The sequence below is a fragment of the Mycolicibacterium vaccae NBRC 14118 = CIP 105934 genome (assembly GCF_001552715.1).
GTDB classification, from domain to species: Bacteria; Actinomycetota; Actinomycetes; order Mycobacteriales; family Mycobacteriaceae; genus Mycobacterium; species Mycobacterium vaccae.
On record NZ_BCRS01000082.1, the window covers coordinates 1 to 26587 of the forward strand.

The following is a 26587-nucleotide window of genomic DNA, read 5'->3' on the forward strand; positions in this document are numbered from 1 at the left end:
TGGCCGCCCCCGCCGATCTGGACGTCGACGGACTGCTCGTCGTCGGCGGCGCCCGCCCGGCCGGCACCCTTGCCGGGCTCCGAACACGTTGGGCTGCTGTGACCGTAGACGGGCAGCGATCGACGGTCACCGGCCTGGGCGACGCGCAGCCCGGCTTCGTCACCGAACTGGAGCTGAGTCCGGCCGACGCATCCGGGGCGGCGGACGTCGCGCTCGGACTGGTACTGCCGTGCTGGACCCTGCTGGGCATGCTGGACCGCGCGGTGGAGCTGACCGTCGCGCACGTCGGCCTGCGCAAGCAGTTCGGCCAGACGTTGTCCTCGTTTCAGGGCGTGCAGTTCCAGCTCACCGACGCCGAAGTGGAGCGCAGCGGCCTCGACATCCTGGCCAAGCACGCACTGTGGAGTGTCGCGACCGGCGACGCGCATGCGGTCACCGATGCGCTGGCGCTGCGGCTGGCGGCCATCGAGGCCGCCGACGTGGTGTTCCGGGTGTGCCATCAGCTTCATGGTGCGGTCGGCTTCTGCGACGAGACCACGCTATCGTGGCTGTCGCGGTACAGCCAGCCGTTGCGCCGCCTGCCGTTCGGCTCGTCCGGCGCCCGCGACCATCTCACCCGGCTGGCCGGCAAGCGCGGCCTGACAGGGCTGTTCGCATGACCGCCGAAACTGAAGATCTGCGCGATCATCCGGCGGATTCTCGGTCACAAGCTCAGTTTCGCGAGCAGGTGCGGGCCTGGTGTCGTGAGCACATCCCGGCCGACTGGCGCGCGACCCAGACCGGGGCGAGCGACGACGAGTTCGTCCGCTTCCAGAAGGCCTGGTTCGCCGAGCTGCGCAGCGCTGGGTATGCGGTGCCGCACTGGCCGGCGGAATGGGGCGGCGGGCTTTCTGTCGACCAGCAGGTGGTGTTGTACCAGGAGCTGGCCGCCCACGACGCACCGCGACTGGTGCTGGCGTTCGTCGGGATCCACCACGCCGCGTCCACACTGCTGATCGCCGGCACCGAGGAGCAGCGCCGGCGGCACCTGCCGGCGATCCTGGACGGCGAGATCTGGGTGCAGGGCTTCTCCGAACCCGAGGCGGGCTCGGACCTGGCCGCGCTGCGCACCACCGCCCGCCAGGTGGGTAACGGCGACGAGTTCGTGGTCAACGGGCAGAAGCTGTGGGCCAGCGGCGGGTTGTACGCCGACTGGTGTCTGCTGCTGGCCCGCACCGACCCCGGCGCGCCGAAGCGCAAAGGCATCTCGTACTTCCTGCTCGACATGACCAGTCCCGGGGTCGAGGTCCGTCCGATCCGCAACGCGGTCGGCGACTCCCACTTCTGCGAGATCTTCCTCGACGACGTCACGATTCCCGCGGCCAACCTGGTCGGCCCCGAGAACGAGGGCTGGCAGGTGGCGCAGGCGACGCTGGGCGCCGAGCGGGGGATGACGATGCTCGAGCTCGCCGAACGGCTCGGCAACGCGGGCTTCCGCCGGCTGGTCGAGTCCGCGCCGCTGGACGACCCGGTCGTCGCCGACCGGCTGGCCGCGTTCGACACCGAGATCACCGGGCTGCGCGGGCTGTGCCGACAGATCGTCGAACACGGGGCGGTCGGGCCCGCCGACGCGTCGATCGTCAAGCTGTACTACAGCGAACTGCTGCAACGACTCACCGATTTCGGCGCCGAGATCGGCGGTCTGGACGCGCACACCGTGCTGGCCAAGCCGATGTCCAGCGGATGGGAATCCGGGTCGTGGGTGCTGGATTTCGTGGGTTCCTGGGAGTGGACGATCCCCGGTGGCGCCAGCGAGATCCAGCGCACCATCATCGCCGAGCGTGGGCTGGGGCTGCCGCGGGAACCGAGCGTCGCGTGACAGACACCGCGTTCTCCGAGTTCCACGACGAACTGCGCACGGCGGCAGGGGAGCTGCTGGCCAAAGACCGTGCGCCCGACTGGGCGGTGCTGGTCGAGGCCGGATGGACCGGCCTGGAGGTTCCCGAACGGCTGGGCGGGGCCGGTGCGACGTTCGTCGAGACCGCGCTGGTCCTGGAACAGATCGGGCGGGCCGCTGCCGCGAGCCACTACCTCGGCAGCGCGGTGCTGGCCACCGGGGCGCTGAACCTGTTGTCGCCCAGCAGTGGTCGCGATGAGCTGCTGTCCGGTGTTGCGTCCGGACGCAGCCGCCTGGCCGTGATCGCCGACGGGTTCACCGTCGACGGAGCGACGCTGACCGGACATGCGGCGTTCGTCCCCGACGCGGTCGGCGCCGAGCGGCTGCTGGTGCTGACCGGCGGCGCGGTGGCGGTGGTGGACAGCGCGCAGGTGACCGTCGCGGCGCAGCCCGTCGTCGACGAGACACGCGGGCTGGCGACCGTCACTGCCGACGCGGCAGGTATCGCCGATCTGTTGACGTTCGACGGTGACGCGGAGGCGCTGCGGCATCGCGCCGAGCTCGCCGTGGCCTGCGACAGTCTCGGTCTGGCTGAGCAGATGCTCACGGCCACCGTCGATTACGTGAAGGTGCGGCACCAGTTCGGCCGGCCCATCGGGTCGTTCCAGGCGGTCAAGCACGCGTGCGCCGACATGCTCGTCGCCATCGAGGTGGCCCGCCGGCTGATCTCCGACGCAGTCGGCGTACTCGCCGACGGTGGCGACGCCGCAGTGCCCGCCGCGATGGCGAAGTCCTACGCCTGCTCGGCTGCGGTCGAGGTGGCGGGCAAGGCGATGCAGCTGCACGGCGGAATCGGCTACACGTGGGAGAGCGGCATCCACGTCTACCTCAAACGCGCCACGCTGAACCGGGCACTGTTCGGTTCTCCTGCAGCGCAACGGAAACGACTCTCACAGAGATATTCGAAAGGGATATGACCATGGGTGTACCCGTGTACAAGCGCATTCTGGACCTCTTCGAGGCCGAGGGCGTCAACACGCTGTTCGGGATCCCCGACCCCAACTTCGTGCACATGTTCACCGAGGCCGACGCCCGCGGGTGGTCGGTCGTCGCGCCGCACCACGAACTCAGCGCCGGCTTCATGGCGGAGGCGGCGTCCCGGATGACCGGCAGGCCGGGCCTGTGCATCGGCACCCTCGGCCCGGGCGTGGCCAACATCGCCGGGGCGATGATGTGCGCACTGGTGGAGAATTCGCCGGTGATCTTCCTCGGCGGGCAGCGCGCCCGCATCACCGAGCGTCGGGTGCGCCGCGGTCGCATCCAATTCATCCAGCAGGAAGGTCTTTTCGCGCCGTCGGTGAAGTACAGCAGCTCAATCGAATACGCCGATCAGACCGACGAGATCGTGCACGAGGCCATCCGCCGGGCCATGTCGGGCACCCCCGGACCGGCCTACATCGAGTTCCCGTCGCACGTCATCCTCGAGGAACTCGACCTCGGTGACGCGCCCGAGCCGTCGGCCTACCGGCTGGTGAACCAGGGCGCGGGCGCCCCCGAGGTGGCCAGGGCCATCGAGCTGATCCGGCAGGCGAAGAGCCCGATCCTGTTGGTGGGCCACGGTGTTCACACCTCACGGACCCAGGACCAGGTCCGCGAACTGGCCGAGCTGATGGCCTGCCCGGTGATCCAGACCTCCGGCGGCACCTCGTTCATCCCCGGCCTGGAGGACCGCACCTTCCCGTACCTGTTCTCCCCGGCCGCCAACGCCGCCGTCGAGGAGTCCGACCTGTGCGTCGCGCTGGGCACCGAACTCGGTGAGCCGATGCACTACGGCCGCACCCAGCACTGGGCCGCCAACGACGCCCACCGCAAGTGGGTGTACGTCGAGCAGGATCCCACCGCCATCGGGGTGAACCGCCGCTTCGACGTGCCGCTGGTCGGCGACCTGCGCGGGGTGGTGCCGCAACTGGTCGAGGCGCTGCGGGACACCCCGCGGACCCCCTCGGCCAACCTGGGAGCCCTGGTCGACGCCGACGCCGCCGAACTGGCCCGGGTGGCCGAGGAGGCCCCGACCGGGCGCACCCCGGTGCACCCGGCCCGGTTCGTCGTCGAGGCCACCAAGGCGTTCGACGAGTACGCCCACGACGGCATCATGGTCCGCGACGGCGGGGCGACGGTGATCTTCCAGTGGACCTATTCGCAGACCAAGCCGCGCGACGTGATCTGGAACCAGAACTTCGGCCACCTCGGCACCGGCCTGCCTTACGCCGTCGGCGCGTCGGTCGCCGAGGGGCGCAAACGTCCGGTCATGCTGCTCACCAGCGACTCGGCGTTCCTGTTCCACATCGCCGAACTGGAGACCGCGGCCCGGGAGAACCTGCCGCTGGTCTGCGTGGTCGGCGTCGACCACCAGTGGGGCCTGGAAGTCGGCGTCTACAAGCGCACCTTCGAGCAGCCGTCGCCGCAGCCGGGCGTGCACTGGAGCAAGGACGTCCGGATGGACAAGATCGCCGAGGGCTTCGGCTGCCACGGCGAATACGTCGAGAAGGAGGACGAGATCGGTCCGGCCATCCAACGTGCCTACGCCAGCGGCAAGACCGCGGTGGTGCATGTGTGCATCGACCCGAAGGCCAACTCCGAGGAGATGCCGAAATACGACCGTTTCCGTACCTGGTATGCCGAAGGCACCCAGTAGAGATGCGATCTAGGGAAGAGTGGACACATGCGTGATTATCTGAAGCACTACATCGACGGGCAGTGGATCGAGCCGGTCCGGCCCAACGCACTGGAGGTCGACAACCCGACCACCGAGGAGATCTCCGGCAGGATCGCACTGGGCTCGTCGGCCGATGTCGACCTCGCGGTCACCGCGGCGAGACGCGCATTCGACACCTGGGCGCTGAGCACCCGGGAGGAGCGCCTCGAGCTGCTCGGCGCGATCATGGCCGAATACCAGAAGCGCGCCGGCGAACTGGCCGAGGCCGTCACCGAGGAGATGGGCGCACCCGCGTCGCTGGCGGCCGGGCCGCAGGTGAATCTCGGCATGGGTCACCTGGCGACCGCGATCGACGCGCTGAAGAACTTCGCGTTCGAGGAGCAGCACGGCAGCACCCTGGTGGTCAAGGAGCCGATCGGGGTCTGCGGGCTGATCACGCCGTGGAACTGGCCGATCAACCAGATCGCGTGCAAGGTGTTCCCGGCGCTGGCCACCGGCAACACGATGGTGCTCAAACCGTCCGAGGTGGCGCCGTATTCGGCGCAGATCTTCTCCGAGATCATCGACGCCGCCGGGGTTCCGGCCGGCGTGTACAACCTGGTCTACGGTGACGGGCCCGGTGTGGGGGCGGCGATCTCCAGCCACCCCGACATCGACATGGTGTCGTTCACCGGCTCGACCCGCGCAGGCGTCGAAGTCGCCCGCAACGCGGCCCCGACCGTAAAGCGCGTCACCCAGGAACTGGGCGGCAAGAGCCCGAACATCGTGCTCGACGACGACGACTTCGCCAAGAGCGTGGCCGCGGGTACCTCGGTGATGATGGTGAACAGCGGGCAGAGCTGCAACGCGCCGTCGCGCATGCTGGTGCCGAACTCGCGGATGGACGAGGCCATCGCGGTCGCCCGGGACACCGCGGCGGCGGTCAAGGTCGGTGACCCGTCCGACAAGTCCGCGATCGGGCCGGTCGCGTCGAAGGCACAGTTCGACAAGATCCAGGGCCTGATCCAGAGCGGTATCGACGAGGGCGCCACGCTCGTCGTCGGCGGAACCGGACGTCCCGACGGCATCGACAAGGGCTACTACGTCAAGCCGACGGTGTTCGCCAACGTCACCAACGACATGACGGTCGCGCGCGAGGAGATCTTCGGCCCGGTGCTGTGCATCCTGGGCTACGACGACCTCGATCAGGCCGTCGCGATCGGCAACGACACCGAATACGGTCTGGCCGGGTATGTTTCGGGCGCCGACCTGGAGCAGGCGCGTGCGGTGGCGCGCCGCATCCGGGCCGGTTCGGTTGCGATCAACCACGGCTTCGACATGGCCGCGCCGTTCGGCGGCTACAAGCGCAGCGGCAACGGCCGCGAATGGGGGCCGTTCGCGTTCGACGAGTTCCTCGAGGTCAAGGCCGCGCTGGGCTACACCCCCGCCTAACCGTGTGAATCGGGCGCGCTCAGGTGGTGCCTGAGCGCGCCCGGTCCGCAGGTCGAGCCCGGCGCGCGATGAGTTCCCGCGGGGTGCCCGGTCTGCATCGGTGACCATCCGCCACCGAGGAGACTCAATGCCCGTTCGCACCCTCGCCCCGCTGGGCGCACCCATCTGGATCGACCTGGCCACCTCCGACCTCGACCGCGCCCGAGACTTCTACGGGACGGTCTTCGGCTGGACCTTCGACGCGGCCGGGCCCGAGTACGGCGGTTACGTCACCGCGCTTCTCGACGGCCGGCCGGTGGCCGGGCTGATGGCCAACGACCCGCAGTGGAACGCACCCGACGGCTGGACCACCTACCTGCACACCGCCGACGTCGACGCGACCGTCGCCACGGCGGCCGCGGCCGGCGGCACCCCGTGCGGGCCGACGATGGACGTCCCCGACAAGGGCCGGATGGCCATGCTGGCCGACTCTGCGGGCGCGCTCTTCGGGCTGTGGCAACCTACCGGCCACCGCGGGTACGAGGTCGTCGGCGAACGCGGCGCTCCGGTCTATCACCAGCTGACCACCCGCGACTACGGCGCCGCGCTGACCTTTTACCGGGAGGTTTTCGGCTGGGCCACCGACACAGTCGCCGATTCCGACGAGTTCCGCTACAGCACAGCAACCTTCGAGGGGGAGGCGCTGGTCGGGGTGATGGACGGGGGCAACATCCCAGGGGACTGGGCGTCGCACTGGTCTTTCTTCCTCGGCGCCGACGACGTCGACAAGACCGTGCAGTTGGTCACCGACAACGGCGGCGGCGTCCTGCGCGGCGCGGAGGACACCCCGTACGGCAGGCTTGCCGCGGTCACCGACCCGACCGGTGCCGCGTTCAACCTGTCCTCGCTGGAGGGCTGACGGCTTCCCTGGTCAGCCGATGCGAAGACTTGTAGCGAGACTGCCCGCTCGCGAGGAAGATGGCGGGTGGGGGCTATGACGGCGACCGCATCGGCAACATGGGGGGACCATGGCGAAGTTTCCGGACGTGGTGGTGACGGGGGTCGCCATGACCACCGCACTGGGCACCAGCGTCGAATCGACCTGGCAGGGGCTGCTCGCGGGGCACAGCGGCATCAGACACCTGGACGACCCGTTCGTCGAGGAGTTCGACCTGCCGGTCCGTATCGGCGGGCACCTGCTGGAGACCTTTGACGACCAGTTGACCCCGGAGGAGGTCGAGAGCAACTCCTATGTCCAGCGCATGGCGCTGGTGCTGGGCCGGCGGGTGTGGGAAAACGCCGGCGCACCCGTGGTGGACCCGCTCCGGTTGGCCGTGTCCATCGGCACCGGAATCGGCGGCCTGGAGGTGATGGCGTTCGCCTATGACGATATGCGCAACCGCGGCTACCAGGTCATTTCGCCGACCACGGTGCAGAAGTACATCCCGAGTGCCCCGTCCACATCGGTCGCCGTCGAACGCCACGCGTGCGCGGCCATCATGACCCCGGTCTCGGCCTGCGCGTCGGGCTCCGAGGGCGTGGCGCAGGCGTGGCGGCAGATCATCCTGGGTGAGGCCGACATCGCGATCTGCGGGGGAGTGGAGTCCCGCATCGAGGCTGTCCCGATCGCCGGGTTCGCCCAGATGCGCATCGTGATGTCGACCAACAACGACGACCCCGCCGGCGCCTGCCGGCCGTTCGACAGGGACCGCGACGGTTTCGTGTTCGGGGAGGGCGGCGCGCTGCTGGTGATCGAGACCGAAGCGCACGCCAAGGCACGCGGCGCGAACATCCTGGGCCGGGTGATGGGGGCGAGCATCACCTCGGACGGATTCCACATGGTCGCACCAGATCCGAACGGTGAGCGGGCCGGCTACGCGATGACGCGGGCGATCCAGTTGGCCGGTCTGTCACCGACCGACATCGACCACGTCAACGCCCACGCGACCGGCACCAGCGTGGGTGACCTCGCGGAGTCGGTGGCCATCAACAATGCGCTCGGCGGCCATGCGCCCGCGGTGTACGCACCCAAGGGCGCACTCGGACACTCGGTGGGCGCGGTCGGCGCGGTCGAGTCGATCCTGACCCTGCTGGCCCTGCGCGACGGCGTGATCCCCCCGACGCGCAATCTGAAGAACCTGGACCCCGAGATCAATCTGGACGTGGTGGCGGGAAGCCCGCGCCCCGGCGACTACCACTACGCGATCAACAACTCGTTCGGCTTCGGCGGGCACAACGTGTCGCTGGTGTTCGGCCGGCCCTGACCGTCAGGCCTTGACGAGCGTGAACTGCGCCAGTTCGCTGATGCCGCGGTTGAAGAAGTCGCTGCAGCCGGTCAGGTACTTCATATAGCGCTGGTACACCTCTTCGGACGTCGCCGCGACCGCCTCGTCGTGGTGGGCTTCCAGCGCCTCCGCCCAGGTGTCGAGCGTGCGCACATAGTCCTTGTTCAGAAACTGCTTGTCCGCCAAGGTGAATCCCGCGTCGGCGGAGAGTTCGATGATGTTCTCCTCGCCGGGCACCGAGCCGCCGGGGAAGATCTCTTTGGCGATGAACCGCATGAACTTCAGGTCGGTCATCGTGATGGGGATGCCCATCTCCGGCCATTTCTTCAGCGGATGGCCGAGGATCGCCTGCAACAGCATGCGCCCGCCGCTGGGCAGCGCGTTGCTGCACATCGTGAAGAACGGCGCATAGCGCTCCTGGGGGAAAGCCTCGATCGCCTCGATGCTGACGATGCGGTCGACGGGCTCGTCGAACTGCTCCCAACCACGCAGCAGGATGCGGCGGGAGCGCTCGGTGTCGAGCCCGTCGAGCAGTTCCTGAGCGAACCCGCACTGGTTGCGGCTCAACGTCAGACCGATGACGTTGACGTCGTACTTCTCGACCGCACGCTTGAGCACCGAACCCCAGCCGCACCCGATGTCGAGCAGCGTCATGCCCGGCTGCAGCTCCAGTTTCCCCAGCGCCAGATCGATCTTGGCCAGCTGCGCCTCGGCGAGCGTCATGTCGTCGCGCTCGTAGTAGGCGCAGCTGTACGTCCGGGACGGGTCCTGGAAAAGGCCGAAGAAGTCGTCGGAGAGGTCGTAGTGCGCCTGGACTTCTTCGAAGTGCGGCTCCATGTCCTTGCCCGCCTCGGGTGGGCTCACCGTGCGTTTGGCCATCCCCGACCGACCTCCATCCGAGAAACGGATCTTCGTTGCGTGTGCAAATCAGGTAACGCGTGTACTCAAATTACTACACCGTCGTCAGTCATGGCTTCTCGCAGGTGAATTGGACGACGTCGGTGTAGCCGTCGCGGAAAAGGTCCGCGCAACCGGTCAGATACCGGTAGAACCGCTCGTAGATCTCCTCGGAGGTGATCTCGATGGCCTCGTCCTTCTTCTCTTTGAGGTTCGCGGCCCAGGTGTCGAGCGTCTTCACGTAGTGCGGTTGCAGGTGCTGCTCGCGCGTCACCTCGTACCCGTTGCGCTTGGCCGCATCGGTCACCTGCGCGGCCAGCGGCAGCCGGCCGCCGGGATAGATCTCGTCCATGATGAACTTGATGAAGCGCACGTTCGACATGGTCAGCGGCAGCTTCTTGGCTTTGATCTCCTCGTCGCTGGGGATGATGATCGTGTGTAGCAGCATCACCCCGTCGTCGGGCATCCAGCTGAAGGTGTTCTTGAAGTAGTCGTCGTACTTGTTGAACCCGAAGTGCTCGAACGCGCCGATCGACACGATGCGGTCGACCTTGCCGTCGAACTCCTCCCACGGCTGCAGCCGCACCTCCATCTTCCGGTCGCTCTTGAGCTGAGGGAACCGGTTCTCTTCGATGTGCTGTTTCTGATTCTCCGACAGCGTCAGTCCGATGACGTTGACGTCGTACTTCTCCACCGCCCGGGCGATCGTCGAACCCCAGCCGCAGCCGATGTCGAGCAGCGTCATCCCCGGCTCCAGGCCGAGCTTGCCGAGCGACAGGTCCACCTTCGCCAGCTGCGCTTCTTCGAGGGTCATGTCGTCGCGCTCGAAATAGGCGCAACTGTAGGTCTGCGACGGGTCCTGCCAGAGCTTGAAGAAGTCGTTGGAGATGTCGTAATGGAACTGGACTTCTTTTTTATCCGAACCGCGGGTCTGAGATGCGGATTTGGACAGCCAGGCGGATTCGGCGGTCTCGTTCGGTTGTTCGGTGGAACTGTTCGGCATCGAGTGTCCTGTCGACATGGAGATATCACGCCCGGGCGGGGCGCTGGGTCTCCACTACCCTGCCTGGGAATCGCGAAACGGTCCGTGTCTGAATGTACGCGGAGACAGCGCCGCATCGCACGCCCCACGCCCACTGACGCGAAGATGGTGTGCATGCCCCCCACTCCGCAGACCTATGTCAAGGCGTGCATCAACGGCGTCCGTACCCCCGACCAGCATCCGAACCTGCCGGTCACGCCCGATGAACTGGCGGCCGAAGCGGTGGCCGCCCACCGGGCGGGGGCCAAAGCCGTGCACATGCATCCGAAGAACGCCGACGGCGTCGACTCACTGCACGCCGCCGAGGTCGACGCCGCGGTGGCCGCGGTGCGGCAGGCGCTGCCGGGGCTGCCGCTGGGCGTGACGACCGGATTCTGGGCGTTGCCCGATCCGGGGCAACGCCTGCGGGCGGTGCAGAGCTGGACTGTGCTGCCGGACTTCGCGTCGCTGAACTGGCACGAACCCGGTTCGCCGGAGCTGGCCGACGTGCTGCTGGGCCGCGGGCTCGGCGTGGAGGTCGGGATCTTCCACGCCGAGGCGGCGCAGGCCTGGGCGGCGTCCGACATCGCGGCGCACTGCATGCGCGTGATGATCGAGCTGGGCGCCGACGGTGACGTGTCGACGGCCGACGAGCTGCTGGGCATCATCGCCTCGGCCGGCTCGCCGGCGCCGGTGTTGTTGCACGGGCTCGACGAAAGTTGTTGGCCGCTACTGGAACATGCGGGTGCGCGGGGCGTGCAGACGCGGATCGGACTGGAGGACACACTGCTGCTGCCGGACGGCGCCGTCGCCGACGGCAACGCCGCGCTGGTCGCGGCCGCGGTCGAATTGCTCAGTCGGTAGGGGCGCCGAGCGCGAAGTCGGCGAAGTCGAAGCCCGGCACCACCACGCAGCTGACCAGGCACGGTTGGTCGTCCCGGGGGCGGGCGCGCTGCCAGTGGCCCGGCGGCACCACGAACTGCGGCGTCTCGCCGGCGGCGACGTCGGCGCCGAGCAGGTGGGCGGTCGCGGACTCCTGCTCCGCACCGACCTCGAGCACCAGCGGTCCGCCGGAATGGAACAGCCACAGCTCGGAACTGCGGACGGTGTGCCAGGCGGACTGCTGTCCCGGCATGAGCAGGAACAGGATGGCCGTCCCCGCATTGCGCACGCCGGTGTAGTCGGACGGGAGAACCGACTGAGGAATGGTCAGCTCACTGCGCCATGTCTCCTTGAACCAGCCGCCCTCGGGATGTGGCGAAAGGTCCAGACGACGCGCCCATTCGGGGAGATCGGTCATCGACCCACCCTAGTAGGCTGCCGGTCATGGGTCGCGCGCTACCGGGTTGGCTGGTTGCGCTGTGTGCTGCGCTGATCGCGGTCAGCGCGTGGCTGCCGTGGCTGAGATCTTCCGAGGGCGGCGGGCGGGCCAACGCGATCGGCGGCGTGGCCGGCGCGATGCCGGTACCCCCGCCGGGATTCGGGGTCGGTCAGCTGGTGGTGTTGCTGGCCTCGACGTTGGTGGTCGCGGGCGCGATGGCGGCCAGGGGCATCTCGGCTCGGCTGGCATCGACTGCAGCGCTGGCGATTTCAGTGGTGCTGGTCGTGCTGGCCGCGTGGTTCTACCGGCTCTACGTCTACCCGCCGGTGTCGCCGGGGTACGGCCTGTATGTCGCCGGGGGGCTCGCGCTGGCCGCGGTGTTGTTGTCGGTCTGGGCGATGTTGTCGGCGTGGAAGTCGCCGGTCGTGAAGGCGCACGTGCCGATGTGAGGGGTTTCGTCGAACCTGTCACGCTGACCGGCGCACGCGAGGTCACGTTGGAACCGCTGGCCCGTGAGCACATCCCGGAGATCGAGGCGGCGGCGGCGGACGGTGAGCTGGCGCGGTTGTGGTTCACCGCGGCGCCGAAGGCGGGCAGGGCCGGCGAGTGGGTGGACACGCGGCTGTCTGTGCAGCGGCCGGACACCGGGCTGACGTTCGTGGTGCGCGCACAGGGCGGCACGCTGGTCGGGTCGTCGAGCTACCTCAACGTCGACGGCGCCAACCGGCGGTTGGAGATCGGCAACACCTGGTACGTCGGCTCCGCGCGACGCACCGGGGTCAACACCGAGACCAAACTGGTGATGCTGGGCCATGCGTTCGACGTGTTAGGTTGCGTGGCAGTCGAATTCCGCACACATTTCATGAACTTCGACAGCCGTGCGGCGATCGAGCGCCTGGGCGCCAAGTGCGACGGGATTCTGCGCAGTCATCAACTGCTGCCCGACGGATCCCGCCGGGACACCGTGGTGTATTCGATCCTGGACCACGAATGGCCAGCCGTGCGGTCCAACCTGCGATTCAGGCTGGACCGCCACGGCTGACCGACGACGGGCCTACCCGGCCTCGACCGTGGTGGGCTCGATCGACTTCTGGTTACCGCTGTGGCTGACCTCGATCTTGCGCGGCTTTGCCTTCTCCGCGACCGGGATCGTCACCGTCAGCACGCCGTTCTCGTAGGTCGCCGAGATCGCCGAGGTGTCGATGCCGTCGCCCAGGGAGAGTTGCCGGCGGTAGCTGCCGAAGAATCGTTCGTTGGCCAGCCACTGCGCCGAATCCTCGGACCGGGCGGTGCGGTGCGCCGAGATGGTGAGGGTGCCGTTGTCGACGTTCACGTCGACCGAGCCGGGATCCACGCCGGGCAGGTCGGCGGTCAGAAGGTAGTGGTCGTCGATCTTGCAGAGGTCCATCGGCATGAACCGAGGGGCTCGATTTGATCCGGTCTGGCTGGTCAGCAAGCCCCGGGTCAGAGCGTCAAGGTCACTGAACGGATCAAAGCGGAGCACAGCAATCCACCTCCCTAATGTCACTCAGGGCCCGCCACCCCGACGGGCCGCTAAATCACTGTGCACCAGCGAGATTAGCACTCGAGGTGTGAGAGTGCCAAGAATTTTTCGGGGGTCTGCCGGCGAAGTTTCGGGGCGCGTTCAGGCGGTGCGGGTGAGCGCGACGTCGGCGCTGTCGGTCACTTCGGCTGTGCGCCCCGGCGCGGCCTGATGGGACCAGTACAGGTTGGTGTGGGCGATCACCGATTCCACCGGCGGGGCGCCCCACTGCGTCATGTCGCCGGCGGTGTGCGCGTCACCGACCAGGGCCACGTCGTAGCCGCGGGTGAAGGCCCCGTGCAGCGTCGAGCGTACGCACGCATCGGTTTCCGCGCCGGTGACCACGAGCCGGCCCACCGCGCCGTCGGCCAGGACGCTCTCCGGCGCGCACGGTCGGTCAGCGATGCGATGGTGGCGACGACCTCGGCCCGCCGGTGGGCGCCGTCGACCACCAGATTCTGCACGTCGACGACGAGAAGCGCACTGTTGGGCCGGTTCTCGAAGGTGCTCATCGCTACATTGTCGGCCGCGCGCGGTCCCGGCACTACGGAACGGGCTCGATCTGGGTGCCGCGGAGCCGGCCCCGGCACTGATCGCAGACCAGGGCGGGGGCGAACGTGCCCCCGCACCCCGTGTGGGTCAGCACCACCGCCCGCCCCTCGGGGGACGGGAACCAGCGTTGCGCCCACGCCAGCGCGCACACCAGGACCGGGAAGAACGCCCGCCCTTTGTCGGTGAGCAGGTAACGGTTGTCGTGCTGGGCGAGGATCCCCTCGTCGGTGAACACCGCCAACCGGCCGGCGACGGTGGCGGGCGGCGCACCCAACTGCGTCTGGAAGTCGGTGAACCGGCCTGCCCCGACGAACGCGGCGACCAGCAGCGCGAACGCCCACCGGTCGCCGAGCACGCTCATGGTCTGCGGGAACAGCAGCGCCGCACCGGAGCGGCGGCCACTGGACCGCCTGCGGTTGGTGCCCGACGGGATCGACCGCTCCCACGATCCGCTCGGGCCCCAGCGGGCGGCCACGTCGTCTGCGCCGGCCGTCCCGGCACATGACCGGCACGTCACCTCGGGCCGGAACGACTGCCCGCATCCGCGGTGACGCATGCCGGGCAGTGGCTCGGTGTGCTCGGGCACCCAGCGGCGTTCCCACTCCCAGATCGAGGTCAGCACCGGCCACAGCGAACGACTCTTCGGGGTGAGCAGGTACTCCGAGCGCGGAGGGTTGTCCTGGTACCGGCTGCGCACGAGGAGTTCGTCGGCGGTCAGCGCGCGCAGCCGGCCTGACAGCACCGCGTTGGACACCGGCAACGCGTCCACGAAGTCGCCGTAGCGGCGCGCCCCCAGCATGGCCCGCTGGATGATGAGCAGCGTCCACTCGTCGGCGAGCAGGCCCAGCATGCGGGCGACCGCGTTGGGCGGGTCGGGCAACTACAGGCCGATCGCGGTGGCCGCGGAGTCGGCGTCGCGCCACCGGGGCAGGTCGGCGCCCGGGGCCCACGTCGAGTGTGTGCCACTGGAGATCCGCTCGGGCAGTTGCAGTTTGCAGACCGGGCCGTCCTCGACCCGGGCCGCGTCGAACACCAGGCAGTACGACTGGTCGGCATTCATGTCGGTGGTCAGTGTGACCAGGTAGCCGTCGTCTTCGGCTTGGCCGCCGACCCGCGGTGCCATCGCGGTCTCGCTGCCGAACACCCCGTCGCCGAAGCCGAAGTGCTGTTCGGCGCCGGTGTGCAGGTCGTGGCGGACCAGACCGTCGAACAGGAACCAGCCCGGTTTGCCGGTGGCCGCGTAGGTGAAGCGGTGCGGTCGTCCGGCGTAGTCGGGGTTGATCATGCCGAATTCGGTGAAGCTGTCGGACAACTGCTCCTCGCGGGCCTGGCCGGTGACGAGGTTGAAGCGCCACCGGTGCAGCCGCGTCTGCATGCCGTCCAGCGAGAGGCTGCGGAAGATCTGCTGCCACTTGCGGCTCATCCCGTTGTCGACGCCCTGGGTCGGCTCCGGGTCGCCCTGGAAGAACCCCTCCAGCACGATCTCGTCGCCGTCCTCGTAGGCATTGGGGAAGTGCAGCACGTAGGTGGGGTCGGTCTCGAACCACATGATCTGCGAGGTGTCGCCGCGGCGCGGGACGACGGCGAACCGCGACGGCAGATCACGGTGGAACCGGGGCAGATGGATGTTGTGTTCGAGCAGCGCGGCGTCCCAGAACAGCGGAAAGTCGTTGAGTATCACGTAGTTCTCGGTGAACGCCATGTCGTGCGGCAGCCGCGGGCCCGGGAGCGGCACGTCGATGTTGTGCACCACCTCGCCACCGGAACTGACCACCCCGTAGCGCAGGTACGGCGCCTGCTTGCTGTAGTTGAAGAACAGCAGCTCGCCCGTCCGGTCGTCGACCTTCGGGTGCGCGGACACGCCCCAGTCGGCCGGGAAGGTGCCGTGCCAGTCCTCCTTGCCGAGGTCCTCGCCGGTGCAGGGGTCGATGCGGTAGAGGTCGCCGCACTGGTAGTGGCTGGTCAGCGCGACACCGCGGTGCACGACGACGTCGGTCGACGACGCGTCCTTCATCAGAGTCCGTGCACCCCAGCCATGGTCGCGCCGGGCCAGTTCGATCGGTTCGGCGATCCCGGGCCACAGCGGGCCGCCGGCCTCGTTCTCGGCGGCAAGCCCGTCGGTGCGGACGAACCTGTTGCGGTAGAAGGCTTTTCCGTCCCGGAAGCCGACGATGTGCAACATGCCGTCGCCGTCGAACGGGTGGTAGTACTTCAGCGCCGGGTGCAGCGGGTTCTCGGTGTTGCGCAGATACACCCCGTCGAGATCGGCGGGGATCTGGCCCTCGACGACGCGCAGGTCGTCGTCGTCCCACTCGGTGGTCTGCGGCCGCCACGGCCCGGTGCGGTAGGGGTGGTCGTCGTCCTCGGGCAGCGTGGACAGGAACTTGCCGACGATCTCGGGGTGGGGGCGCAATGCCATGGTCACGGGGTCCTTCCGACGACGAAGCTGACGGTGGTGGCGGTGCTGCCGCCGAAGTTCAAGGTGGCGAAGGTCTTCGCGTCGTCGACCTGGTAGCCGCCGGCGGTGCCGCTGACCTGACGCGCCGCGTCCAGCAGCATCCGCACCCCGGACGCGCCGACCGGGTGCCCGCCACCGATCAGGCCGCCGCTGGGATTGATAGGCAGGCGGCCGCCGATCTCGATCTCGCCCTGCTCGATCGCCTTCCACGATTCGCCCGGCCCGGTCAGCCCGATGTGGTCGATGGCCAGGTACTCGCTCGGGCTGAAGCAGTCGTGCACCTCGAAACCGTCGATGTCGTCGAGGGTGACGCGGGCGCGGCCGAAGGCGTCGTGCACGGCCTCGCGCACATGGGGCAGCACGTAGGGTTCGCCCGCGGAGTGGTCCAGCTTCTGCTGCAATCCCAGGCCGACGGTGCGATGTCCCCAGCCGTCGATGCGGCCCAGGGGGCGCGCGCCGGGGTGCTGGCGCAGCCAGTCGTCGGTGACCAGGACGACGCCGGCGCCGCCGTCGGTGAGCTGGCTGCAGTCGAGGCGGCGAAGCCTGCCCTCGACCACGGGATTGGTGACGTCGTCGGCGGTGCCCGGATCCGGGACCGACCAGTCCCGGGTTTGTGCCCGCGGGTTGGCCTTGGCGTTGGCGTAGTTCAGCGCCGCGATGGCATGCAGATGGGATTCGTCGAGGCCGTAGCGCCGGTCGTACTCCGCGGCGACGGCCTCGAACATGTGCGGCCACATGTACTTCGCGTCCAGGCCCTCGTGCCCGGTCCAGGCCGCCGCCCCGAGGATCGAGGTCGCGGTGTCACCGGGGACCGTCTTCTCCAACTCCACGCCGACCACCAGCGCCGTGGAGTACGCGCCCGACCGAAGATCGGCGAGCGCGGCCAGCGTCGCGACGCTGCCCGACGCGCATGCCGCTTCGTGGCGCACCGCCGGAGTGCCCCACAGACCTGCGTTGACGGTCGCGGGCATGGCGCCGAGGTGGCCCTGGCGGGCGAACATCTCGCCGAACGCGTTGGCGACATGAACGACGCCGATGTCCTCGGCGTCGAGCTTCGCCTCGTGCAGCGTCGCCTCGACGATCTCGGCGGTCAGGCCCGCGAAATCCAGCCCGTCCCGGGCGTAGTTGCGCGCGAAGTCGCTCTGGTGGCCGCCCAGGATCCACACGCCGGTCGTGCTGCTCACACCCGGGACGCTACTACAACTAACAGAGTGACTCTAGAGGGCGGCCCCGCCGGCTGCTGTCTGAACCGACGAGACCTCAACACCGACGACGGTCGACCATCATCGGTGTCTGCCGCCCTGCATTGCCCCCATCTCGGCGGCGCAAACCCAGGCGTTGTGTACGTGAGCGCGCCGAGTAGGGGAGTGTGTAGGCATGGACGAAACCGTGAGCCATGCACTCGCCCGGCGGATGGCGGAGTTGGCCCGATCGGTGGCAGCCCCTCGCAGCGTCGAGGACGTGCTCGCCGATGTCACCAAGGAGGTCATGGACCTGATCCCCGGGGCCGACGCCGCAGGCGTGCTGTTCGTCGGCAAAGAGGGCCGGTTCGAATCGGTGGCGGGCACCTCCGAGTTGCCGAACAGGCTCGACGAACTTCAGATGCTGTACCACGAAGGGCCGTGTCTGGACGCAGCCCTGGACGAGCTGATCGTGCGCAGCGACGATTTCCGGACCGAGCAGCGCTGGCCCCGATACACCGCCGCGGCCGTCAAGATCGGCGTGCTCAGCGGGCTGTCGTTCAAGCTGTACACGACCGCTCAGACCGCGGGCGCGCTGAACCTCTTCGCGCTCAGACCCCACGCGTTCGACGGCGAGGCAGAGACCATCGGCGCCGTGCTGGCCGCGCATGCAGCCGCCGCGATCCTGGCCAGCAGGCAGAGCGAACAGCTGGTCTCGGCGCTCTCCACCCGGGACCGCATCGGGCAGGCCAAAGGCATCATCATGGAGCGCTTCAACGTCGACGACGTGGCGGCCTTCGAGATGCTGCGGCGGCTGTCGCAGGACACCAACACCAAGCTCGTCGACGTCGCGGCCAAGGTGATCGACACCAGGGGTACGTGAGCGTGCTTTATCCCGGCCTCGCCGGGTCCACCGGGGTGTTGGCCTTGTACGCCGCGACGAGGCTGCCGATCGCGTTTCCGGTGCCTGCGGCGGTGTGTAGATTCATCCAGTGCCGAAGTCCCCTGCAGCGCAAGGACATAGGTGAAATCGTCGGGAAAGTCCTTCAGGAACGTCTGCTCTGTCGAGCCGGGATTCCCGAAAACTGTTGTCAGTCCGAACTTCCGGGGGAGGTCGCTTCCTTCGTTGACGAACTGCGGCCTGGTCCCGCGGGTTCGGGTCTGACTCTGGCCCGAACCGACCGCGATATCGTCAACGGTGACCGCCATCCCGGTGGGCGGAATTCGGCAGACCGCACTACCTGCTATCGGGAAGACGCGTCAACAGAGCCGTTTACTCGTCCGGCATGTTGAGCGGCGGCAGCCCGCAGCGGGCGCGGAAGTCCGTCATCGGTTGCCGGACGCCCTGCAGCTCGGTCTTCACCTGTGGGTTCTGCTCCATGTAGTCGGCGACCCTGTCCCGCCGTTCGTCCGGTGACAGGCCGCGCAGGCTGGTGAAGAACCCGTTCACGTCGGGGTGGGTGAACATGTAGTTCTTCAGCGACGCCGAGACCCCGGACAGGACGCCGGCCTGGTCGCCGACCGTGCAGTCCGGTGGTGGAGGGGGCGCCGGGGTCGGGGCCGGCGCCGGGGTTGGGGTCGGGGAGGGCTGTGCCCAGGCCACCGCCCCTGAACCGAGCAGCGCCGCACCGGCGATCATCACCGCGCCTGCGGATCGGACGAGAACAGACATACCCACTCCTCTATCTGGTCGAGTCAACATGTGCCGGACCGGCGCTCATCTGGTGTCGTCTCAGTTGCCGAACGCGGACCCGCCGCCGTACCCCACGTCGCGTCTCTCCCTCGCCGGGTTGAGGGCGATGTCGATGTCGTCGTCGTAGCAGTAGAGATCGAGTTCGCACCACGGATATTCGGTGGGTACCGGGCCGGACACCACCGGCGTGGCACCGGCCATTGGGGCAGCCGTCAACACGGTGAACACACCCGCAGCTGCCAGAAACGGAATTGCGTAGTACGACTTGCGCATCACTACCTCCGAACCCCGATCAACCGACGCGCGCGGGCCGGTGTGCGGCTGCGCTGAGGCTTAATCTGCCGGTCACGGTGCCAGTGGACATCCCCCAGAACGGGGGAAACGCGGCTCAGCTCTCTGTACCGGCGACGGCGGCAGTCACGGCTTGGCCGAAGGCGTGGGCCGAGGCGGGGTTCTGTCCGGTGATCAGGCGGCCGTCGACGACGACCCGGTTCTCGAATATCGGAGCTTCCTCGAAGATCGCACCGTTGTCTCGGAGCGCGGTTTCCAATTCGAAGGGGACCAGTCTGTCGTATTCGCGGGCGACCTCTTCTTCATTCGTGAAACCCGTGAGCTTTCGGCCGGCGATCAGGCTCTCGCCGGAGCTCAGTCGGACGTTGAGCAACCCGGCAGGACCGTGGCAGACGGCGCCGACGACGCCACCGGCTTGGTAGATCTCGGCGACGATGCGCTGCAACTCGGGGTTGTCGGCGAAATCCCACATGGGGCCGTGCCCGCCGGTGAGTTGGATCGCGTCGTAGCGCGCAGGGTCGACATCGGAGAGCTTCAGAGTGTCGCCGAGCTTGCCCCGGTACGCGGGATTCGTCCAAAACCACTGACTGACAGGATCTTTGAGATCAAATCCGTCGAACGGGGGCAGGCCGCCCCGGGGGCTGGCGATATCGACCTCGAAACCTGCCTGGTGATACACCTCGACGGGGTGGGTCAGTTCGGGGAACCAGAAACCGGCGACCTGGCCCTCGCCTTTGGTGTCGTGGCTTGAGACCACCACGAGGATGCGCTTGGTCCCCGTTGTCTCTGAGGTGGCGGCCGGGGTCTGCGCGAGAGCCGGACCTGAAGGTGTCAGAGCCATCAAGAGGAATGCGAACGCGGTGCACAAAAGCTTGCCGAACGTGGTCATGGCGGGGTCTCTCTTCCCTGGGAGTTTCTCGATAGTTTAGGCACAGGAATCAATCAGTATCAATAGGATAGTGAAACTGATTAATCGTGACTCGTAAACTACGCGTCGATGTGCTCGAAGCCGCGTGTGCGGCCCGGCCTCTGACCGCAGGGGGCACGCGTCGACCAAGATGGAGTGACCATGCCGCGTCCCGACCCGTTCGATCACCTCGCGGCGTTCCTGGAGGTCGCCCGATCAAGCAGTTTCCGGGCGGCGGCCGACGTACTGGGCGTCACACCGGGCGCGGTCAGCCAGGCCATAGCGAATCTCGAACGCCGGGTCGGTTTCCCGCTGTTCCATCGCACGACCCGGCGGGTCTCGTTGACCGAGGAGGGGCAGTTCCTGTTGGGGCAGATCAGCCCCGCCATCGACACCATCGAAGGTGCGCTAGAAGAGCTTTCGCAGTGGAGCCAGCGCCCGTCCGGAACTCTTCGGCTGGTGGTGGAACCCGTGGCGATCACCCATGTCCTTGAGCCCGTCCTGCCGGTGCTACGTCGGGACTGGCCGGGACTGCGACTCGACGTCACCGTCGCCGACGTGCAGTCCGACTTCGCCTCGGCGGGCTACGACGCCGGTATCCGGATCGGCTCCTACCTCACCCCGGAGATGGTCGCCGTGCAGGTCTCCCAGCCGTTCAAGTGGGTGGTGCTGGGCGCTCCGGACTATTTCGCCGGTCACGGCAGGCCCGGTGCGCCCCAAGATCTGGCCGAACACCTGTGCATCGGACTCAAACGGGAGGAGCAAGGCGACATCTACCGCTGGGAGTTCCTTCAGGACGGCCAGAACCTGAGAATCACCCCGTCCGCTGACGTCACGGTGAACAACGGTGCACTCATGCGGCGACTCGCCGTGCAGGGCATGGGGTTGATCTACTCCTCGATGCTGCATGCCTCAGAGGAGATCGGTCGAGGCCTGCTCGAGCCCGCCCTGGAGGCGTTCACCCCGGGCGGCGAATGCCTCTATCTGTACTTCCCGGAGGCCAACCGCAACCAGCCCAAACTCCGCGCGCTCGCGGAAAGCTGCGCCCACCTCATCGGTGGGCAGCCCGACACCCGGTGACCAGAAAACGGCCGACGCAATACATCCACAAAGTGCCCCCGGCAGGATTCGAACCTGCGACACCGGCTTTAGGAGAGCCGTGCTCTATCCCCTGAGCTACGAGGGCATTGCCGGAGGGAGCTTACCCGCCCGCGGCGCCGCGCCCCACCGGCGGACTCCGGGATGGCTCGCGGCGGGATAAGTGCTACCTGAGCAGCTCCATCACCGCGCTGAACGCCTCGGCATGACGCATCTGCACGATGAGGTAGCTGATGCCGTACACGTCGCGGTAGCGGCCGATCCGATCGGCGATCTCGTCAGCCGATCCCGACAGCACGCCCGGATGGCGCAGCAGCTCCTCGTCGGACAGCCCGGGCAGCGAGATCCGCGGGATCGTCAGATCGGGCCGGCCGGAGCCGTCGACGGGCATCGCGGTGATCGCGAGGTTGAGCTCCAGATCGTCGAACCGGGGGCCGGCCGCTTCCCGAACGAACGCGATCCGCTCGGCCAGCGGATCCTCGTCGGCCGACGCCGCCCGGTCCCCGCCGGTCAGCCCGACGATCTGGGCCGAGCGCGCCGCGATCCGCAGCACCCGGTCGCCATTGCCGGCGATCATGATCGGGACGTCGGGCAGCTGCCCGGCCAGGTACTGCGTGGTCACCTTCAGGTGGTCGACCCGCTCGCCGGCACTGGGATACGGGATCCCGGCAGCCTCGAACTCCTCCCGCACGTAGCCGGTGCCCAGCCCCACTTCGAAGCGTCCCTCGCTGACGTCGCGCAGCGCCGCGACGTCGCGCCCCAGCAGAGCGGGCCGGTAGAACGCCGCGTTCAGGACGAACGTGCCGACCCGCAATGTCGAGGTCGCCATCGCCACCGCCGCCAGCGCCGGAAACGGCGCCGGGCCACCCAGGTGATCGGGCACATGCAGCACGTCGTACCCGAGGTCCTCGGCGCGCCGCGCGCTGTCGACCAGCTGCGCCCGCGGACCCGTGCGTGTCACACCGACGCCGAAGCGGAATGCCTTTGCCACATCGTGATCGTAGGTCGAGGTTTGAACGGGAAGGGGCACGGGCATATACGCGTCGACTTTCATCACCCCGATCCGGCCCGTCGTCGAATTATCCGACGGGCCGGATCAAATTTTTCACGTAAGGCAGGCATGGCAGACGTTCCCACGCTCGGGGTCGAGGAGGAGTTCCTCCTCGTCGACCCGGCCTCCGGCGCACCGATCGCCCGCAACCGCGAGGTCGCCGACGGTGCCGCCGCCAAGGACGTCGAGCTGCAGCTCGAGCTCACCAGCTGCCAGGTGGAGACCGCCACCGGCGTCGTCGACAACGTCGGTGACCTGCGTGAGCAGCTGCTGCGGCTGCGGCACACCTCGGCCGCGGCGGCCGAGGACGCGGGTGCGCGGCTGCTCGCGGTCGGGTTGCCCCCGACGCTGCCGCACGACTTCCCGGTCACCGACACCCCGCGCTACCGCGACATCGGCCGCCGCTACGGGATGATCGCCCGCGAACAGGGCATCTGCGGCTGCCACGTGCACGTCGCGGTGCCCGACCGCGACGCCGCCGTCGCCGTCAGCAACCGGCTCCGGCCCTGGTTGCCGCTGCTGCTCGCGCTCACCGCGAACTCGGCGATCTACCGCAACGCCGACAGCGGGCACGCGAGCTGGCGCAGCGTGCTGTGGGCCCGCTGGCCCAGTGCCGGCCCGCCCCCGCACTTCGACTCCGCCGACGAGTTCGACGCCGCAGTGCAGATGCTGTCGCACACCGGCGTGATCCGCGACGACGGGATGGTCTATTGGGACGTGCGCCCGTCCGCCAACTTCCCGACCGTCGAGGTGCGCGTCGCCGACGTGCCGGCAACCGTGGCCGAGACGGTTCTTTTCGCTGCGGTGGTCCGGGGCTGTGTGATGACCGCGCTGGAGGCCGAACGTCACGGCGAGCCGGTGCTCCCGCTGACGCCCTACATGCTCAAGGCGGCGTACTGGAAGGCCGCCCGGGAAGGGGTCGACGGCGACGGGGTCGACCTGGAGAACCACACCGCGGCGCCCATGACTGCGCTGCTCACCGGGCTGGTCGAGCAGATCCGCCCCGCCCTGGAAACCGCAGGCGATCTGGCCGTGGTGACCGCCGGGCTGGACCGCATCGCCGAGGTCGGGAACGGCGCGGTCCGCCAGCGGCGGGCCTGGCAGCGCAATCACGACGTCGCGGACGTGCTGGCCGAGGCGGCCGCCGCGACGCTGGAAGACCTTAAGTGAGCGGTAGTTCGGCGAACGCCGGGCCGCTCGGCTGCGGAGAACCGCCCGGGGGCTCCACGGTGAACGCCAGGGCCTTCGACGACCCGAGATCGGGCAGTACGGCGGTGGTCGACGGAGCGACCGCTTCGGCGTCCATGGTGCCCGCCGAATGCGAACCGTCCGGGTCGACCAGCCACATCTGGTACACGGTGCCAGGCTGTGGCGGGGGAACGTTGTTCATCACCAGCACCCCGGAGTTGCGTTCACGGGAGAAGACCACGGTGGCGGTGCCGCCGCCGGGGATCTCACCGGAGATCGTGCGCACGTCGGGCGCCGCGAAAACCTGCTCGGCGGTGGTCGGCGCGGGGGCCGGTCGCAGCGCGTAGCCGACCCCGACGGCGGCCAGCCCGATCACGACGGCCGCCGCGGCGGTCAGCACCGCGGCCGCCCGTCGGCGGGAACGAGGCTGGGTGGGCAATGTGCGCACCCGGTCCTCGGTGATCTGGCGCAGCACCGTGTCGCGCAGATGCTCCGGCGGTTCGACGGCGGTGACGCTGGCGAGCACCGCCATGGTCTCCTGCACGGAGCGGACCTCGGCGAGAAACGACTCGGCGACTTCCGTCGGCGCGTCGGCCAGCTGCCGGTCGACCTCCGCCCGCTCGTCGGCGCTCAGGGCGTGCAGAGCATACGGCGCGGCGAGGGACAGAAGGTCGTTCTGCGGGCTGGTCATGCCACCCCCAAACATCTGCGGAGACCCCGGATCGCGTCGCGCATTCTGGACTTGATTGTGGCCAGGTTCGCCGCCAGGTGCTCGGACACCTGGACATAGGTCAGACCGTCGTAATAAGCCAGCTGGATACATTCGCGCTGGGTGTCGGTCAGCGAGCCCAGGCAGTCGGCGACCCGGCGCCGCTCGTCGTCGAGGATCACCTCGTCGGCCACGTGATCCGACGGCGGCTCGACCGTGGTGGCGCCGTAGCGGGACTCCCGGGTGCTGGCCGCCTGCTCGGAGCGCACCCGGTCCACCGCGCGTCGGTGGGCCAGGGTCAGCAGCCAGGCCAGCGGTGAGCCCGCCGCAGGGTCGTAGTTGGCGGCGTTGCGCCACACCTGCAGATAGATGTCCTGCGTGGTTTCCTCGCTGTAGCCGGGGTCGCGCAGCACCCGGGTGACCAGGCCGTACACCCGCGCGCGCGTCAGATCGTAGAACGCGGCGAAGGCTTCGGCGTCGCGGCGGGCCACCTGGCGCAGAAGTGCGTCGAGTTCGGCGGTCACGAGCGGTAGCCTAGCGGCAGCTACCAGGACCGATGCCGTCACGGGGATCGTGTCTCCTGCGGATTCCTGATCAGCAGCGGCTCGTGCGGGCATTCCGAGACCGCCGCACGCTCGCCGGCGGAGTCGTCGGGCGCCGTCGGCACCCTGCGCAACCGCAGCAGCGTGGTCTGCACCCGCATACTCAGCAGATTCATCAGCGGCGCCAGCGGCGCGACCACCTGCAGCGCGAGGATCTGGTGGGCGCCGGCCGGGCGGCGCGAGCCACGCATCGTCGCGACGAAGGCAGGCTGCTGGTCGCGGTGCAGCGAGATCGTCACATCCAGGTGCTCGTCGGGTTGCGGCGCCCGCACCAGGTAGTGGCCGTCCACACCGTTGAACGGCGACGCGCGAAAAGCCTTGTCCACCATCACCGGTCGGTCTCCCGACGGCGGCAGCAGATAGGCGTGGCGGCCACCGGAGGTGTTCTGCATCTCGGCCACCACACAGCGCAGCACTCCCCGCGAGTCATGGCACCAGTACAGGGTCAGCGGATTGAACACATGACCGAGCACCCGGGCCTGCGTCAGCGCGGTGACCGTGCCGCCGTCGAGCTGGATTCCCCGGTCGGCGAGGAAGGCGTCGACCCGGCCGCGCAGCGTGTCCTCGGGCGCCTCCCACAGATGGTCGCGCGCCTCGAAACGGGCGAACGGCCGCAGCCACCACGGCAGCCGGGGCAACGCGTCGAGATCGACGAACCAGCTGTAGCTGCGGTGCTCGAAGTAGTGGTGGACGGGCGCGCGGCGCAGGTGGGTGATGCGCGTGCGGTACAGGGCCGCCCGCGTACGGTCCGGGCCTCGACACTCGGATTTCACATCCTGTATTCGGCACCGCGACGGCGCCGGATGGGTCGGCTAACCGGGGCAGTATGTGGCGGCCAGCACCTTCGCCCGCGGGTCGTCGGCGAGAGTCCTCACCCCTGGGCTGCCCTGGGTGAACGTCGCCGACACCGCCGGTCGGCCCGGTGCCGCGACCATGATGCTGTGGTAGCCGGCCAGGTCCCCGCTGTGCCCCCAGACCGTGACCCCGCAATCGAGGTCGATGCCCACCAGGCCGAGCCCGTAGCGGAACCCGGGCCCGTGCAACGGCCAGGCCACGGTGTCCATCATCTGCGCCAACTCGGGGGCGGCCACGACGCGTCCGGCCAGCAGCGCGGTGACGAACGCGGCGGTGTCCTCGCTGGTGGAGATCAGGGAGCCGGCCGTGTACTCGTCCGAGGGTTCCCCGTCGGTGACGTCGAGGCGTTCCCCGCCGACGGTCTCGTAGCCGTGCGCCATCGGTGCGCGCAGCCATCGCTCCCCGGGGGCGGGGAAGTAGGTGTGGGTGAGCCCGAGGGGCACGATGATGCGCCGGGTGATCTCCTCGGCCGCCGGCCGGCCGGTGACGGACTCCAGCAACAGCCCGGCCACCACATAGTTGGTGTTGGTGTAGATCGCCACCGCAGGAGACGGATCCGCTGCGGGACGCGCCAGTGCCCGCGCCACGAGGTCGCGCGGGGCGACGGGTCCGGTCAGCGGCTCGGTCTCCGCGCCGTAGTACTCGGGCAGCCCGCTCTGATGCCGCAGCAGCCGGCGCACGGTGACGGCGTCGCCGTCGATGCCCGTGCCCCGCAACAGCCCGGGCAGATACTCCTCGACGGACGCGTCGAGGTCGACCCTTCCCTCGCCGACGAGTTGCAGAATCGCTGCGGCGACAAAGGTTTTGGTGATGCTGGCGACGCGGACGCGGGTGTCCGGCACGAACGTCGTCCCGGCCTCCACGTCGGCGTACCCGGCGCTGGCCGCCGTCACGTCGTCACCGTGGCGGACCGCCGCGACCGCGCCGGCCAGG

29 protein-coding genes, 1 tRNA gene and 1 pseudogene are annotated in these 26587 nt (G+C 68.7%); 13 read left to right on the forward strand and 18 right to left on the reverse strand.

Going from position 1 to position 26587, the window contains the following annotated elements; translation table 11 throughout:
• The 7 genes from MVA01S_RS16515 to kasB form a co-directional block, all read left to right on the forward strand.
• The coding region (locus tag MVA01S_RS16515; protein ID WP_060941642.1) for an acyl-CoA dehydrogenase family protein at positions 1 to 659 on the forward strand (659 nt) is incomplete at its 5' end.
• On the forward strand, positions 656 to 1858 hold the full coding sequence (locus tag MVA01S_RS16520; RefSeq protein WP_003930263.1) for an acyl-CoA dehydrogenase family protein: 1203 nt from the start codon (positions 656 to 658) through the stop codon (positions 1856 to 1858). The genes MVA01S_RS16515 and MVA01S_RS16520, both read left to right, overlap by 4 nt.
• Positions 1855 to 2853 (forward strand): acyl-CoA dehydrogenase family protein, encoded by a 999-nt coding sequence (locus MVA01S_RS16525; protein ID WP_003930264.1) that lies wholly within the window; start codon positions 1855 to 1857, stop codon positions 2851 to 2853. Before MVA01S_RS16520 ends, MVA01S_RS16525 begins: the two co-directional genes overlap by 4 nt.
• A gap of 2 nt (positions 2854 to 2855) precedes the next feature.
• Complete coding sequence (locus MVA01S_RS16530) at positions 2856 to 4571, forward strand: thiamine pyrophosphate-binding protein (RefSeq protein ID WP_003930265.1); 1716 nt, start codon at positions 2856 to 2858, stop codon at positions 4569 to 4571.
• A 27-nt stretch (positions 4572 to 4598) separates the two neighbouring features.
• Positions 4599 to 6023 (forward strand): aldehyde dehydrogenase family protein, encoded by a 1425-nt coding sequence (locus MVA01S_RS16535; protein ID WP_003930266.1) that lies wholly within the window; start codon positions 4599 to 4601, stop codon positions 6021 to 6023.
• Positions 6024 to 6150: 127 nt separating this feature from the next.
• Complete coding sequence (locus MVA01S_RS16540; protein WP_003930267.1) at positions 6151 to 6921, forward strand: VOC family protein; 771 nt, start codon at positions 6151 to 6153, stop codon at positions 6919 to 6921.
• Between the two features lie 109 nt (positions 6922 to 7030).
• On the forward strand, positions 7031 to 8266 hold the full coding sequence (kasB, locus tag MVA01S_RS16545) for a 3-oxoacyl-ACP synthase KasB (RefSeq protein WP_003930268.1): 1236 nt from the start codon (positions 7031 to 7033) through the stop codon (positions 8264 to 8266).
• Positions 8267 to 8269: 3 nt separating this feature from the next.
• Here kasB and MVA01S_RS16550 read toward each other — a convergent pair whose 3' ends face one another.
• The gene (locus tag MVA01S_RS16550; RefSeq protein WP_003930269.1) at positions 8270 to 9166 is read right to left on the reverse strand and encodes a cyclopropane mycolic acid synthase family methyltransferase; all 897 of its coding nucleotides are present in this window, start codon (positions 9164 to 9166) and stop codon (positions 8270 to 8272) included.
• Between the two features lie 88 nt (positions 9167 to 9254).
• Positions 9255 to 10187, reverse strand: a complete 933-nt coding sequence (locus MVA01S_RS16555) for a cyclopropane mycolic acid synthase family methyltransferase (RefSeq protein WP_003930270.1) — start codon at positions 10185 to 10187, stop codon at positions 9255 to 9257.
• A 153-nt stretch (positions 10188 to 10340) separates the two neighbouring features.
• Between MVA01S_RS16555 and MVA01S_RS16560 the strand changes: the two genes are divergently transcribed.
• On the forward strand, positions 10341 to 11069 hold the full coding sequence (locus MVA01S_RS16560) for a 3-keto-5-aminohexanoate cleavage protein (protein ID WP_003930271.1): 729 nt from the start codon (positions 10341 to 10343) through the stop codon (positions 11067 to 11069).
• On the opposite strand, the gene MVA01S_RS16565 is transcribed toward MVA01S_RS16560, so the two are convergent.
• Complete coding sequence (locus MVA01S_RS16565; RefSeq protein WP_003930272.1) at positions 11059 to 11505, reverse strand: cupin domain-containing protein; 447 nt, start codon at positions 11503 to 11505, stop codon at positions 11059 to 11061. The genes MVA01S_RS16560 and MVA01S_RS16565 overlap by 11 nt on opposite strands.
• Positions 11506 to 11531: 26 nt before the next feature.
• On the opposite strand from MVA01S_RS16565, the gene MVA01S_RS16570 reads away from it, so the two are divergent.
• Both MVA01S_RS16570 and MVA01S_RS16575 read left to right on the forward strand, forming a co-directional pair.
• Positions 11532 to 11975 carry a hypothetical protein gene (locus MVA01S_RS16570; RefSeq protein ID WP_003930273.1) on the forward strand — a complete coding sequence of 148 codons (444 nt, stop codon included), beginning with the start codon at positions 11532 to 11534 and terminating at the stop codon, positions 11973 to 11975.
• Complete coding sequence (locus MVA01S_RS16575; protein WP_003930274.1) at positions 11972 to 12568, forward strand: GNAT family N-acetyltransferase; 597 nt, start codon at positions 11972 to 11974, stop codon at positions 12566 to 12568. The genes MVA01S_RS16570 and MVA01S_RS16575 overlap by 4 nt, the downstream gene beginning before the upstream one ends.
• Before the next feature lie 12 nt (positions 12569 to 12580).
• Here MVA01S_RS16575 and MVA01S_RS16580 read toward each other — a convergent pair whose 3' ends face one another.
• The 5 genes from MVA01S_RS16580 to MVA01S_RS16600 form a co-directional block, all read right to left on the reverse strand.
• Positions 12581 to 13030, reverse strand: coding sequence for an Hsp20/alpha crystallin family protein (locus MVA01S_RS16580; protein WP_003930275.1), 450 nt, complete (start codon positions 13028 to 13030; stop codon positions 12581 to 12583).
• A 141-nt stretch (positions 13031 to 13171) separates the two neighbouring features.
• Complete coding sequence (locus MVA01S_RS32310; protein WP_003930276.1) at positions 13172 to 13426, reverse strand: isochorismatase family protein; 255 nt, start codon at positions 13424 to 13426, stop codon at positions 13172 to 13174.
• Positions 13427 to 13613: 187 nt separating this feature from the next.
• Positions 13614 to 14501: a winged helix-turn-helix transcriptional regulator gene (locus tag MVA01S_RS16590; protein ID WP_003930277.1), complete on the reverse strand. Its 888-nt coding sequence runs from the start codon at positions 14499 to 14501 to the stop codon at positions 13614 to 13616.
• Positions 14502 to 16040, reverse strand: a complete 1539-nt coding sequence (locus MVA01S_RS16595) for a carotenoid oxygenase family protein (protein WP_040541065.1) — start codon at positions 16038 to 16040, stop codon at positions 14502 to 14504.
• Positions 16041 to 16042: 2 nt separating this feature from the next.
• Positions 16043 to 17263, reverse strand: a complete 1221-nt coding sequence (locus MVA01S_RS16600; RefSeq protein ID WP_003930279.1) for an acetyl-CoA acetyltransferase — start codon at positions 17261 to 17263, stop codon at positions 16043 to 16045.
• Positions 17264 to 17456: 193 nt separating this feature from the next.
• On the opposite strand from MVA01S_RS16600, the gene MVA01S_RS16605 reads away from it, so the two are divergent.
• A complete protein-coding gene (locus MVA01S_RS16605) occupies positions 17457 to 18143 on the forward strand; it encodes a GAF and ANTAR domain-containing protein (protein WP_003930280.1) in 687 nt (228 codons plus the stop codon).
• A 28-nt stretch (positions 18144 to 18171) separates the two neighbouring features.
• Here MVA01S_RS16605 and MVA01S_RS32435 read toward each other — a convergent pair.
• The 4 genes and pseudogenes from MVA01S_RS32435 to MVA01S_RS16620 form a co-directional block, all read right to left on the reverse strand.
• A pseudogene (locus MVA01S_RS32435) lies at positions 18172 to 18355 on the reverse strand (benzoylformate decarboxylase); the annotation flags it as partial.
• A gap of 178 nt (positions 18356 to 18533) precedes the next feature.
• Complete coding sequence (locus MVA01S_RS16610; protein WP_003930282.1) at positions 18534 to 18932, reverse strand: heme-binding protein; 399 nt, start codon at positions 18930 to 18932, stop codon at positions 18534 to 18536.
• A gap of 60 nt (positions 18933 to 18992) precedes the next feature.
• Positions 18993 to 19226: a hypothetical protein gene (locus tag MVA01S_RS16615; RefSeq protein ID WP_003930283.1), complete on the reverse strand. Its 234-nt coding sequence runs from the start codon at positions 19224 to 19226 to the stop codon at positions 18993 to 18995.
• Between the two features lie 115 nt (positions 19227 to 19341).
• Positions 19342 to 20133 (reverse strand): type 1 glutamine amidotransferase domain-containing protein, encoded by a 792-nt coding sequence (locus tag MVA01S_RS16620; RefSeq protein WP_003930284.1) that lies wholly within the window; start codon positions 20131 to 20133, stop codon positions 19342 to 19344.
• A gap of 180 nt (positions 20134 to 20313) precedes the next feature.
• Here MVA01S_RS16620 and MVA01S_RS16625 point away from each other — a divergent pair, with 180 nt between their 5' ends.
• Positions 20314 to 21231: a LysR family transcriptional regulator gene (locus MVA01S_RS16625; RefSeq protein WP_040541062.1), complete on the forward strand. Its 918-nt coding sequence runs from the start codon at positions 20314 to 20316 to the stop codon at positions 21229 to 21231.
• A 33-nt stretch (positions 21232 to 21264) separates the two neighbouring features.
• Here MVA01S_RS16625 and MVA01S_RS16630 read toward each other — a convergent pair.
• Positions 21265 to 21337: transfer RNA gene (locus MVA01S_RS16630), tRNA-Arg, on the reverse strand.
• A 78-nt stretch (positions 21338 to 21415) separates the two neighbouring features.
• Entirely contained in the window at positions 21416 to 22240 is an 825-nt protein-coding gene (locus tag MVA01S_RS16635) for an LLM class F420-dependent oxidoreductase (RefSeq protein WP_003930286.1), read from the reverse strand.
• Between the two features lie 129 nt (positions 22241 to 22369).
• Between MVA01S_RS16635 and MVA01S_RS16640 the strand changes: the two genes are divergently transcribed.
• On the forward strand, positions 22370 to 23470 hold the full coding sequence (locus MVA01S_RS16640) for a glutamate--cysteine ligase 2 (protein ID WP_003930287.1): 1101 nt from the start codon (positions 22370 to 22372) through the stop codon (positions 23468 to 23470).
• Here MVA01S_RS16640 and MVA01S_RS16645 read toward each other — a convergent pair.
• From MVA01S_RS16645 to MVA01S_RS16660, 4 genes are read right to left on the reverse strand one after another with little or no spacing between them, the layout of a single operon-like run.
• Entirely contained in the window at positions 23463 to 24179 is a 717-nt protein-coding gene (locus MVA01S_RS16645; RefSeq protein WP_003930288.1) for an anti-sigma factor, read from the reverse strand. The genes MVA01S_RS16640 and MVA01S_RS16645 overlap by 8 nt on opposite strands.
• Positions 24176 to 24763 carry a sigma-70 family RNA polymerase sigma factor gene (locus MVA01S_RS16650; RefSeq protein WP_237024226.1) on the reverse strand — a complete coding sequence of 196 codons (588 nt, stop codon included), beginning with the start codon at positions 24761 to 24763 and terminating at the stop codon, positions 24176 to 24178. Before MVA01S_RS16650 ends, MVA01S_RS16645 begins: the two co-directional genes overlap by 4 nt.
• Complete coding sequence (locus MVA01S_RS16655; protein WP_003930290.1) at positions 24760 to 25572, reverse strand: DUF1365 domain-containing protein; 813 nt, start codon at positions 25570 to 25572, stop codon at positions 24760 to 24762. Before MVA01S_RS16655 ends, MVA01S_RS16650 begins: the two co-directional genes overlap by 4 nt.
• 39 nt (positions 25573 to 25611) lie before the next feature.
• Entirely contained in the window at positions 25612 to 26586 is a 975-nt protein-coding gene (locus MVA01S_RS16660; RefSeq protein ID WP_255251703.1) for a serine hydrolase domain-containing protein, read from the reverse strand.
• Position 26587: the final 1 nt, after the last annotated feature.